We start from the raw sequence: 12,852 nt of genomic DNA on the forward strand, positions 1-12,852 counted from the left end.
TATGCGGAAACTCGCGATAGAGGCTGCCAGCGGATATAGTGAGCGGAACTTTTTTATCGACTTGCAGTGGTTTGCCGCAGAGGACGAAGGGCGTACCGAAGATCCAACCGACTATAAAATACGCAAGGCTCGTGAAGAAGGGCGTGTTGCAAAAAGTCAGGATATCAACGCTGCATTGGTACTGCTGTTCCCCGCCGGTGCGCTGATCTTTCTTTCCTCCTTTTTTTTGGAAGAATGTATGGAAATTCTCCGCTTCTTTTTTTTGCGGAGCACACAGGCGGATATCCGAAGCGGTATGTGGTTCGGTATCTTTGTGCAATATTTTTTAAAGCTTGCCCTTCCACTTGCTCTTATCGCTATGATTGCAGGCGTGATTGCCAATGTTCTTCAAAACAACGGTTTTTTATTTTCTACCAAACCTATTCAGCCTCAATTCAACAAGATTGTCCCCGACTTTATCCGTTTTTTTAAACGGGCGCTTTTTTCTACCGAAGGCTTGTTCAATTTTGCGAAGTCGTTGACAAAGGTTGTCGTGCTGGTGTTCGTTGCCTTTTTAATGATACGGGCAAACCTTCCCCATTTTATTGAGCTGTTGACGGTGAGCTTTCCGCAAGCGATCTTTTTTATTGCAGGAGTCGCGGCAAAACTACTTGCAACCGCTGCATTGTTACTGCTGATTCTTGCAATTCCCGATTATTTTTTCCAGCGCAAGCAGTTTATCGATTCGCTGAAGATGACAAAGCAGGAAATAAAAGAAGAATACAAGGAATTGGAAGGAGACCCGCAGGTTAAGGGAAGAATTAGGCAACAAATGCAAGCTATTCTTTCCCAAAATGCCATCCGCAATGTGCCCAAGGCTGATGTCGTTATTACGAACCCGACGCACTTTGCAATCGCAATGCAGTGGGATTCAAAAACGATGGCGGCGCCGATGGTACTGGCAAAGGGGGCCGATGCGATGGCGCAGAAAATAAAGGCGATTGCCCGCGAGTATAATATTCCTTTAATAGAAAACAAACCGCTTGCCCGTGCGCTCTATGCTAAAGTCCAAATCGGTGATATAATACCAGAGGAATATTATCGGGCGCTCTCATTGGTGTTCGCAGAAGTATATACCCTCAACAACAAAAAACAGGAATTTTATAGAAGATAATCATGGCAGCAAAAAAGTATAATATCGATATCGCAGTTGCATTTACCGTCATTCTCATGGTGCTGATGTTTATCATCCCACTTCCCACCGTGCTGCTTGATTTTTTTATGGCGCTGAACCTCACGTTCAGTTTGGTCGTATTGTTGATTGTATTGTTCACTGCGCGCGCTACCGACTTTTCGGTTTTCCCTTCATTATTGCTGCTTAGTACCATCTTCGGATTAGTATTGAACGTATCCTCCACTCGTCTTATCCTTTCCAAGGGGGAAGCCTTTGACGGTGCGATGATACGGGCGTTCAGCTCTTTCGTTATCGGTGCATCGGGTAATCAAGGCCTCGTTATCGGGTTTGTCATCTTTATCATCCTTATTGCAGTGCAGGCCTTTGTTATTACGAAAGGCGCCAAGCGGGTCGCAGAGGTTTCCGCCCGTTTTAAACTCGATTCTCATCCGACCAAGAGTATGTCGATCGATGCCGAATATAACGCAGGCATTATTACCGACGAAGAAGCTCGGCAGAAGAAAGCACAGTTGCAGCGGGAAGATGATTTTTACGGTGCAATGGACGGAGCAAACCAGTTTGTGTCAGGTAACGTAAAAGTCGGTATTTTTATTACGGTTATCAATGTTATTGCCGGTTTGATTATCGGAATGGTGTTCCGGCAGGAGCCTTTTTCCAATGCGCTGCGCACCTATACGACTCTGACGATAGGAGATGGATTGCTGGCGCAGCTGCCTTCGCTCTTTTTGTCGGTAGCGACCGGCTTGCTTGTTACCCGTATGATCGACGAGGGGTCATTCGGGCAGGACATCAAAAAGCAGTTTTCTCAAATCGGTTGGATTTACTTTGTTGCGGCAGGTACACTGGCTATTATGGGTGTGCTCCCCGGCTTTCCCCATGTTGTCTTATTTATTATCGCGTTTGTTTTGGCATTTGTCGGATGGCGAATTCTCAAGGCTGAACAACTGTACAAACAAACTGCAAAAGAAAAACAAGCAACGCAAAAGCAAGGAGGCCAGCAGCGCGGCGGCTCCGGAGGAGAACCTGCGCAGGGAGAAATCGCACCCATTGTACCGCTCGATCCGCTGTCCTTGGAACTGGGCTATGCGTTAATTCCGCTTGTCGATAAGGACAAGGGTGCGGAACTGCTCGAACGTATTACGCGCATTCGTCGGGAAGCTGCGCTTGACCTCGGGTTGGTTGCCCCGCGTATTCGCATTATCGATAATATGCGGCTTGAGCCGAGCGAATACTGCTTTAAAATTAAAGGCGTCGAAGTAGCGCGGGGTAAGATACGCATGGGCTGGTACCTCGGAATAAACCCCGGCGGCGTTTCCGAAGAAATACCCGGCGAACGCACCGTCGACCCAACCTTCGGTTTACCTGCAGTGTGGATATCCGAAGAAAACCGCGACCGAGCAGAGCGCGCCGGCTATACGGTGGTAGATCCGCCTGCGATTATTGCGACGCACCTCACCGAGGTAATTAAAAAGCATGCAGCCGAAATTCTCGGGCGGCAGGAAGTGCAGGGTATTATGGATGCGTTGCGCAAGGATTATCCGGCGGTTATCGATGAAGCGGCAAAAGTGTGCAGCCTTGGCGAGGTACAAAAAGTGCTGCAAGGCCTCTTGCGGGAACAGGTTTCCATCCGCAATACGATCGTTATTTTGGAAACGCTTGCGGATTTCCGACCGATTACTTCCGATGTTTCCCTCCTTGTTGAAAAGGTGCGACAGGCGCTCGGTAGACAGATATGCTTACAGTATGCCGATGAAAATAAAACACTCCATGTGCTGACGATTGAACCGTCACTTGCTCAAAAAATTGTTGAAAGTCGGATAGATACGGTGAACGGACCGATGGCGGCACTTGAACCGTCCGAGCAGCGGATGTGGATACGCTCTCTTATTCAAGCTGTTACAACCGTGCAAAAAAATGGCTTTCTGCCGATTGTATTGGCGCCCGAAGCTTCTGCTCGCATTTTGATTAAAAATTCAACCGATAGGGAGATCCCCGATTTAGTTGTGCTCTCCATTCCCGAGATTTCGAAGGATATACAAGTTGAAGTAATCGGTGAGATTAAGTTGGAACAGGATAAAAACTAATGGAACTTTTTGTTGAGCAAGATTCGACGTATGACAAATGTCTTAAAAAAATTACAAAAAAGCATGGTGATGCCGTTACTATCTGGAGAAGAAAAGATGCCAAGAGCAGTCGACTTTTCGGACTTTTCGAAAAAGATGTAGTTGAAGTAACGTTTACGGTAAACGATAAAATACCTCCGCGGCCATCCCTACTATCGGAACAACAGCCGACGATGAGACCGCCAGCCAGATTGGGCGGTGTGAGTAATCTGAACGATGAAGAAGAACGGCTTAAGATCGTAACGCGATACGCAAATAAAAACCCTGCTGCTGCCGATGAGCTGCGCCAATATGTCGATATAACTTCGAAAAAAAACCTCGGGAAGAAGGCTGCACCCGTTTCTACATCGGATGAGGGGAAATCTGTAGAGAAGCTCGCCGCAACAGTTGAACGCCTCGTTGCGGAAATGAAAAAACAGAATATGTTGCGAGATGATGCCGAGCATGCACATATTGTTAAAGTCCAGAAAATACTTGAAGAAAACGATTTTTCTCCTTCATATATTAAAAAGCTTTCTGCCCGTCTGAAGGATGAGCTGAGCTATACAGAAATCGAAAGCTTTTCGACAGTACAGAAAAAACTCTTTGAACTGCTTGCCGAATCGATCAAAATTAAACCTACCAATAATCAGCCTAAAATGCGGGTGGTTTTATTGGTCGGGCCAACGGGTGTCGGAAAAACGACGACATTAGCTAAAATTGCAGCTCAGTATATCGGTAAAAAATCGGGAAAACCTTTACGAGTTAAGGTTATTACGATCGACAACTGGCGCATAGGAGCTAGCTATCAAATGAATCGCTACTGCGAATTGATGGGGATTCCGCTTACAGTTGCTGCGAGCCCTGACGATGTGCGTAAATGCATGGCGCTGTATCGTGAGGAAGCTGATGTTATTTGTATCGATACCATCGGGCGCAGTCCGAAAGACCGTGAAAAAATTTCGATCATGCAAAACTACTTTACCGAACTGGGCGATGATGCAGAAGTCTATTTGACGGTATGTGCCGGAACTCGAATAAACGACATTCGGGAAATTATGAAAGAGTATGCGGTTTTTAAATATAAATCGCTGATTATTACAAAGTTTGATGAAACCTCATATATCGGCAATTTACTCAGTATCATTTCGGAAACGGATATACCGATAACGTATATAACGGTAGGGCAGGCCGTTCCTCAAGATCTTATGCCCGCAGACATCGGAGCCTTTTTGAGAAAACTGAAGGGTTTTTCAGTCGATGTGGAATATATCAATCAACTTTCTAGTAAAGATAGAAAGTAACTTCCCAAAGTTTCTGCTTTATAGGGGCTCGAAACCTAATCGATTCGATAAAAGCTAAAAGTGTGGAGAAAAAAAATGGGTGATCAAGCTGACGGATTACGTCTCTTAATGAAAGAAATAAATAAAAACGCCGGTAATACCGGAGGCGGCCATGATTCGGCGCAAAAGACTCGGATTATTGCCGTTACTAGCGGCAAAGGCGGAGTAGGAAAGACTAACGTTGCAACCAATATGGGTATTGCGTATGCGCAGATGGGGAAGAAGGTTATCGTTCTTGATGCCGATCTCGGACTCGCGAATGTCAATGTCATTATGAATGTTATTCCGCAGTATAATTTGTATCATGTTATTAAAAAGCAAAAAAAATTGTCGGAAATTATTATCGACACCGAATACGGCATTAAATTGATCGTCGGCGCTTCCGGCTTTGCAAAGATTGCGAATATGGCAGAAGCGGAACGCAATGAATTTATTAACGAAATGTACACGCTTTCCGATGTCGATATTATTATCATCGATACGAGCGCCGGGGTATCCAAGAACGTACTGAGCTTTGTCGCCGCTGCTGACGAAGTGGTTATCATCACAACCTCCGAGCCTACCGCCATCACCGATGCGTACGGTATTATCAAGGTGATTGCAACGGAAGTCGATAACATGAACCTCAACCTCAAGATGATTATCAATAGGGTTGATTCGGCGGCAGAGGGAAAGCGAATTGCAGATCGGATGATCAATATCGCGGCTCAGTTTTTGAATCTTAAAATCGAATATCTCGGTTTTATTTATAATGATCCCTTAGTAACAAAAGCCGTTTTAAAACAGAAGCCCTTCATTATTGCAGAACCGAATGGTAAAGCATCCAGCTGTCTAAAACATATTGTGTCCCGCATGGAAAAAACCGAAATTCCAGAAACCGGCGGTTTTGCCCGTTTTGTAAAAAAGTTATTCGGACGTAGCTGGGAAACGGAATAAGAGAGCGGTATTCATACAAGGGAACCTCTAATGCTCTGCATCGGGGTATGATTGATGGAGATAACACTTATATGACGATGGCTGCGCGGTTTAGGGCAGTGTTTTTCGATAAAAAATTTTTAAGAACATTGTTTACGATTGCCCTACCGATTATGCTGCAAAATTTCCTCAGCGCCTTTGTCAATATCCTTGACACGGTAATGATCGGTAAACTCGGTACCATAGAGCTTGCGGCGGTCGGCTTGGGGAATCAGCTCTTTTTTTTACTCAACTTGATTCTTTATGGCACCGGTTCGGGCAGTATGGTGTTTACGGCGCAGTTCTGGGGCAAAAAAGATTTTAAGGGTTTACAGAAAACGCTCGGCATTTCTATGATAGTGGCTGTGTCGTTCGGTATTTTGTTTACGGTCTGCTGTGTGAGTATGCCGAAAGAAATACTGTCGCTGTATACGAAGGATACTGCCGTTATCGAAACCGGCGTGCAATACCTCAGACTGTCGGCATTGTGCTTTATCCCTTTTGCGATAAATTTTATGCTGATGATTACGCTGCGCTCCATCGAAAAAGTGAAAATCGCGGTCGGTGCTACGCTGGTGTCTTTGGTTGTCAATACGACGCTGAATGCTATTTTAATTTTCGGGTTATTTGGCGCTCCCGCACTGGGTGTGCGCGGAGCAGCTATCGCGACCGTTATTGCCCGCTTTGTCGAGCTCTTTATTACCTTTACGGTAACAAAGTATCGGAAATACCCCGTTTTAGGAACGCTTAAAAATCATTTCAGCTTTGATGCTAAATTTTTAAAAGTGTACCTCTTGATCGTGCTGCCGGTACTGCTCAACGAAACGCTGTGGTCTTTCGGTATCACATTTCATCACAAAATTTTTGCAAGTATTAATACGTTTTCTTATGCCGCATTTAATATTACTAATACTATTTCTCAGTTGACATGGGTTATCTTTATCGGCTTTGGGAATGGTGTGAGCGTTTTAATCGGAAAGAAAATAGGTGAAAAGCATGACAGCGAAGCGCGGCAATATGCTGCTAAAGTTCTGTTGTTTATTCCGATCGTTGCGATCTTTATCGGCGCCGTGCTGGTTCCTATTTCCTATCTTGTACCGTTTATTTTTAATGTGGAGCCGGTTGTATTGTCGACGGTTAAAAAGCTGTTCATTGTATTGGCCTGCTGTTATCCCCTCAAAGCCTGCAACATGTGTATTCTGATAGGGCTGGTGCGGGCGGGCGGCGATACCCGTTTCGGCATGATCTGTGACACCTTTATCATGTGGCTGATCGCTATTCCGCTTGCCTATTCCGTATCGATTCATACCGCGCTTCCGCCGTGGGTTATCTATATGTGCCTCTTTAGCGAAGAGCCGCTCAAATTGCTGCTAGGGCTGTGGCGGATCAAATCCGGTAAATGGCTTCATTCAGTTACCGACTAGTCATTCCTTTTGAAAATAACAAGGCATCTACTGCGTCGTACGGCAAAAAAGTGTCCTCAACGTATCAAAGATACGCCTGCGGTACTTTTTTGCCTATCTCCTTGTATCTACCTCGTTCTTTTCAAAAGGCTTACGGAAGGGCAAACGCATCAGACGAGTAAATATAGATCGCAAAATCAGGAGGTTGTTAAAGATATACTTTCCATTAGCCTTTTGAAATAGACGAAACAGATGCTAGGAGCGCACAAAAAACACCCGCAGGCACGCTGCTTCGTGGAACCACCGCCATCTGTGGCGGTTCTGAAACACCCTTTCCGTAAGCCTTTTGAAATAGACGGCGTAGATACAAGGCGCGAGCGAAAATTAACCGCAGGCGTATCTTTGATACGTTGAGGATTAATTTTCGTGCAGCAACGCAGTAGATACGCCGTATATTTCAAAAGGAATCTGATGCGTTTACCCTGGATTGCTATATTTGCCCTGCTATGATATTCTTTACCGTATGAAAGATATGCGCCGAACGGTTCTTTTTTTACTTTCCTTTTTTTTTATTGTAATTTCCGGTTTTACGGATCCGCTGTCGGAGGGAATGTATACTCGTGAGCGGCTGATGCAGGTGTACCGCAATGAAATAGCGGAGACATCTTCACATGAAATAGCGGCGAGTGAAGTCGGCGAATGGTATGATATTATCGAAACGTCTCTTTTTATGCTGATACGAAGAACCGAACTCTTTCGCGGCTCGATGCGCTTAATCATAACTGACTGGAAAAATGCCCGCTGTATGATGTATCCCGACGGGACGTTTCTTGTAAGTACCGGTCTTTTGGATTATATCGATTCACTCCTTTTTATGGATACATCCGGTTCTACGCGCAAGATACGAAATTTAAACAACGAGCGCGAGAACTTTTTTGCTCCCATTGCTGCAGTGTGTGTGGCGCAGTTTGCGCTCAACTATTACAATACCGCTAAAAACACAGCGCTTTCTCCTGAACAGCTCTACACCGTCGATATAATGGCAAGTGTATTACTCACTATTGCCGGTTATCCTCAAGGGTTATTGGAAACATGGCTCAATCGGCTGGCTGTGCTTTACGCTGATACGGAAACGGCGAAGATATTTGCATCATTCTCAACCGGTTCTGTAAAACCTGCTGCACGGCTTGAGCAGCTGAACGGCAACAGAGATGATATTACGCATCTCTATGAAGAAATTTCCGGGGTGCTGTTTGCATTGCAGAACCGCAGAGGAACTGCTGATGCACGTACCGTGTTGAGTAATTTATTGCAGCTGTTCCCGCAGAGTCTTTATATCAATCGCTTGAATGCTTTGATTGCTCATCAGGCTTGGCTAAACAGCCTTGATAAACGAGATACGGAGATGGCAGCTATTCTTCCTGCTGCAGTGTATGATAATGCATCGGTTTTTACGTTCTTTCAATCGGCTGATTTTATGTTTGAAAATGATGATGATGAACAGTCCGATTACGTTTCAAAGACAATGCCGACACGGAACAACAGCGCTCTATATGAGCAGGCAAAAAAAGCATATAGCGATTATCTTACTATGATATACGAGGCCGGAAGCGCATCGAGTTATGCGTATCTGCTCGCTTCGTCTCCATTGACTCATGAGCGCGATACCGTACTCAGCATTGCGGAACAGGCAGATCTCTTCCATACGGGAGCCGATGATAAAACCGCTCGGGCAAACTATGCTGCGCTGTTGTCTCTACTAAGAAAAGACTATACAAAGGCGCAGCAGCTGCTTGCCGATTGTCTCGATTCATCGGCTCAAAAAACAACCGGTAAAGTGTTGTTTGTAACGACGGGATTTCCTGCTGATGAACGGCTGATCCGCTGTAATTATTTCCGCATCTTAAAAAAATTGAACAACAAAATAGGCGCTGCAAAAGAAAGACAATGGCTAATCGACGTTTTAAAAGCACCGGCAGCTGTTGTCCCGATTGTTCTTCGCAATGTATCTGTTGGCGATACGGTCGATAAACTATTGAGCGCGTGGAACAAACCGTCTACCATTATCTATAATTATTACAGTGAACGTTGGTTGTATCGTCTGCTGAATACCGAGCTCATTATCCGCTCCAAAGATGGGGACGGTACGGTGCTGCAGATGAGTATCGGCTTTCCGTCATCTCTAACTCTTTTTAACGACATCCGCACCGGAGATTCCCGTGAGGCTTTTGAAAAGGTATGTGGAAAACCGATGTACCGCAGCTGCGACGCACTGATATACCACAAACAGGGAAATCTCTTACAGGTGATGTACGGCAATAATAAAATACGAAACATTACAATCCGGAACATAAATGAAAAAAGGTAATCTCGTTCTCTATAAGAATCAGCCCGCACTCATTACCGATGTGCAGGGTGATAAGTTTGAAATTACGCTGGAATCCGGCACAAAGAAAGTACGCGAAAAAGATATTGTGCTGCTTCATAACGGAGAATGCCGAAGTATTAAAGTAGCACTCGATGCCGAAGTACCCGCTGCGGATTTCGGCGAAGCGGCGGATTTCTTTGAAGGGGAAACGCCGTCTTTTGCCGAACTTGCGGAGTTGCTGTGGGGAACGTACACAGCGGAGCAAAGCTGGAAACTCTGGGAAACTCTTTGTGCCTCGCCTTATTTTATCTGTACTTCGCCGGCAGAACCGATCGGTATCCGTACTCAGGCGGAAATAGAACGGCTCAATCAAAAGCAAACGGAAAAAGCGCAGGCTGAAAAACTGCGACAGGATTTTATCGCAGCCCTTCGCGCCTGTATGCAGGGAAAGCCGTTTACAGAAAGTAAAGAATTATATACGCCGTTTTTTCAAGAGCTTGAGGCGCTCGCCTTGGGGAGTTCTTCCGCTTCTAAAATATTAAAAGATGCAAAGTTGGAGCAAACCCCCGAACAGGCACATGATATATTGCTAAAAACAGGTTTTTGGCCTATTGAAAAAAATCCCTATCCGGCACGCTTTGGTCATTCACTCCATTCGTCAAAAGCGGATATTCCCGAGCCGGTGTTGCCCAAAGCGCCGCTCGATTTGACGGCAATCCCTGCCTATGCAATCGACAATTCCAACAGTACCGATCCCGACGATGCGGTTTCTTTTGACGGGACATACTTGTGGATTCACATTGCAAACCCTGCCGACACCATTCAGGCTGATACGCAAAGCGATACCGATGCCTGCGCCCGCGGTGCAACGTTGTACACACCGGAAGGGGCTGCTCGAATGCTCGGCGAAAAAGCGGTTGATTATTTTGCTCTCGGGTTAAAGCCGATATCTTGGGCGCTTTCTTTTAAGCTGCTCCTCGGTGCCGATGGTGCAATCGAAGAAGTAGGTATCCACCGCACGAAGCTTTCGGTTATCAGAATGACGTATGAAGAGGCCGATGCTCAAAAGGACTCGCCCGCATTAGCACCTCTTTTTGCCATAGCGGAGAAAAACCGCATCAGACGGGAGAATGCGGGTGCCGTATCCATCGATTTTCCCGAAGTATCGATTACACTGAAGGAGCAGGACGGCATAAAACGGGTGCAGGTTCAGCCTGTCATCCAGACTGAAGCCGCTGCAATGATTAAAGAAATGATGCTGCTTGCAGGGGAGGCAGCCGCCCGTTTTGCCTTTCAGCACAGTATTCCGTTTCAATACATCAGTCAGGAGGCGCCCGAACTGCCGAATAAGCTGCCGTCCGGCCTTGCCGGGGAATACCGGAAGCGGCGCGCCATGCGTCCGCGCAGCGTGGGCACCATTCCGTCGATGCACGCTGCGCTCGGGCTTGCGATGTACGGACAGGTAACAAGCCCGCTCCGCCGCTACGGGGATTTGGTCAGCCATCGCCAGCTGTTAAACTATATTGACGGTAAATCGCTAACGCCTGCAGCAGATCTCATCCTTAAAATAGCGGCGGGGGATGTGGCGGGGCGCGCCTGCGTTTCTGCGGAACGGGCATCCCGTCAGCATTGGACGCTCGTGTATCTGCTGCAAAATCCCGATTGGCGCGGTACGGCAGTGGTGCTCGAAGCGATGGGCAGAAAGGCTCATATCTTTATTCCCTCGCTTGGATACGAAGGTGATATGACCTTGGACACCGAACCGGAACTTAATCAGGAACTGACCGTAAAGGTACGCCGTATCCGTCTTGCCTATCTGCAAGCTTCGTTTGAACAGGTATGAGCGTTATAGGCTGAACGTTGATTCGTGCGAGGGTTTAATACCCCGACGCTTGCGTCGGGGTATGTTGATTACACGTTCAACAATACTTTTTCAGATTTTTCTGAAATGGCTCCTTTAGGACACCTTATAATTCCATTCCGCAACCTTCCCAAAATCCTAAAAGACAGGTATACTAAAGAAGATAATATAATGAGCCACTCAAGGAGTATAGATATGGCGATGCAGAAACAATATGCCCGTGAACTGATGCGGTTTATCGATAAAAGTCCGTCGGTTTATCATGTTATTAAAAATGCCGGTACAAAACTTGAAGAGGCCGGCTTTACCCATCTTAATCTTTCGGATGCCTTCAATTTAAAGCCCGCAGGAAAATACTTTGTAACTGCAAACGGGAGCGCTCTTATTGCATGGCAGATGAGCCGCGGGAAAAAAGCACGCGGGTTTAAGCTCATCGGTAGTCATAGCGACTCTCCCTGCTTGCGCATAAAGCCGCATCCCGAAGTAACGGTGCAGGATCACTACCTAAAGCTCAATACCGAAGTATACGGCGGGGCGATCCTCTCGACATGGTTTGACCGGCCGCTTTCTGCAGCGGGACGTGTCGTTGTGCGAACTGACGACCCTCTTGCACCAAAGGATATGCTGGTTTCGTTTAAAGGAGCCCCGCTCATTATACCGAATCTTGCGATCCACATGAACCGTGAGGTGAACGACGGATATAAAATCGAACGTCAAAAAGATTTGCTGCCCTTGCTCGGCATCATCAATAAAAAGTTTGAAAAAGATGGCTATCTGGTCAGGCTGTTGGCAAAGCAGCTGGGCGTATCTGCGGATACGATTCTCGATTTTGATCTTTATCTGCACGATACGCAGCCGGGGTGTTTTTGCGGTTACTCCGATGAGTTTTTTTCAACGGGGAAAATCGACAATCTCGGTATGGCCTATGCTTCCCTCGATGCGCTCATTGCTCAAGATACTCCGTTAGACTATGTGAAAGCTGCCTGTGTCTTTGATAATGAAGAAGTCGGATCGGAAACCATGCAAGGAGCAGGAAGTCCGTTTTTTGCGGATACGCTCAAGCGAATTACGATTGCTCAGTGTGATGCAGGAGAGCAATGGTTCGAACTGTTCCAACAGCAGTTGAGTCGCTCTTTTCTGATTTCCGCCGATCAAGCGCATGCTTACCATCCGAATTATCCCGAAAAAAACGATATTACTAACTTTCCACTTGTAAACGGCGGGCCGGTTATAAAACTTGCAGCATCGATGAGCTACGCGAGCGACGGCGTTTCGGCAGGAATATTCAGAGACCTTTGCAAAAGAGCCGGTGTCCCCTGCCAAAACTTTGTCAATCGCTCCGATATAAAAGGCGGTACGACCATCGGGCCGATTACGACAACGAATTTGATGATTAAAACGGTCGATGTCGGCAATCCTATTTTATCGATGCATTCTATTCGCGAATTGGGCGGCGTTGCGGATCAAGAATACATTACACAAGTGTTTAATCAGTATTATAAAGAGTAATCAGGCTCCTCATATTTATAATGAGCTTCTAAGGAGGTATCCGAAAAAGTAGCTGTAACTGCTTTGAGACATCCCCTATACGGAGCTTCCTTAAGATGTATGTTAAAAATGCCGAAATTACAAGAGAAAGGGGCTTTT

General features: G+C 46.2%; 8 protein-coding genes. All 8 read left to right on the forward strand.

Annotation, left to right across the window (positions count from 1 at the left end; translation table 11 throughout):
- The first annotated feature begins 1 nt into the window (after position 1).
- The 8 genes from flhB to ABH09_RS03900 all read left to right on the forward strand — a co-directional run bounded on the left by flhB (position 2) and on the right by ABH09_RS03900 (position 12,714).
- Entirely contained in the window at positions 2-1,153 is a 1,152-nt protein-coding gene (gene flhB, locus ABH09_RS03865; protein ID WP_253715273.1) for a flagellar biosynthesis protein FlhB, read from the forward strand.
- A gap of 2 nt (positions 1,154-1,155) precedes the next feature.
- Positions 1,156-3,258, forward strand: coding sequence for a flagellar biosynthesis protein FlhA (gene flhA, locus ABH09_RS03870; RefSeq protein WP_253715274.1), 2,103 nt, complete (start codon positions 1,156-1,158; stop codon positions 3,256-3,258).
- Positions 3,258-4,580 (forward strand): flagellar biosynthesis GTPase FlhF, encoded by a 1,323-nt coding sequence (gene flhF, locus ABH09_RS03875; protein ID WP_253715275.1) that lies wholly within the window; start codon positions 3,258-3,260, stop codon positions 4,578-4,580. The genes flhA and flhF overlap by 1 nt, the downstream gene beginning before the upstream one ends.
- A 75-nt stretch (positions 4,581-4,655) precedes the next feature.
- A complete protein-coding gene (locus tag ABH09_RS03880; protein ID WP_162662850.1) occupies positions 4,656-5,555 on the forward strand; it encodes a MinD/ParA family protein in 900 nt (299 codons plus the stop codon).
- Between the two features lie 71 nt (positions 5,556-5,626).
- The gene (locus ABH09_RS03885; protein ID WP_371922143.1) at positions 5,627-6,997 is read left to right on the forward strand and encodes an MATE family efflux transporter; all 1,371 of its coding nucleotides are present in this window, start codon (positions 5,627-5,629) and stop codon (positions 6,995-6,997) included.
- Positions 6,998-7,499: 502 nt separating this feature from the next.
- The gene (locus ABH09_RS03890; protein ID WP_253715277.1) at positions 7,500-9,344 is read left to right on the forward strand and encodes a hypothetical protein; all 1,845 of its coding nucleotides are present in this window, start codon (positions 7,500-7,502) and stop codon (positions 9,342-9,344) included.
- Positions 9,331-11,187, forward strand: coding sequence for an RNB domain-containing ribonuclease (locus tag ABH09_RS03895; protein WP_253715279.1), 1,857 nt, complete (start codon positions 9,331-9,333; stop codon positions 11,185-11,187). The genes ABH09_RS03890 and ABH09_RS03895 overlap by 14 nt, the downstream gene beginning before the upstream one ends.
- Before the next feature lie 213 nt (positions 11,188-11,400).
- The gene (locus tag ABH09_RS03900; RefSeq protein ID WP_253715281.1) at positions 11,401-12,714 is read left to right on the forward strand and encodes a M18 family aminopeptidase; all 1,314 of its coding nucleotides are present in this window, start codon (positions 11,401-11,403) and stop codon (positions 12,712-12,714) included.
- The last annotated feature ends 138 nt before the right edge of the window (positions 12,715-12,852 follow it).

Source organism: Treponema sp. OMZ 803 (assembly GCF_024181165.1).
GTDB lineage: Bacteria > Spirochaetota > Spirochaetia > Treponematales > Treponemataceae > Treponema.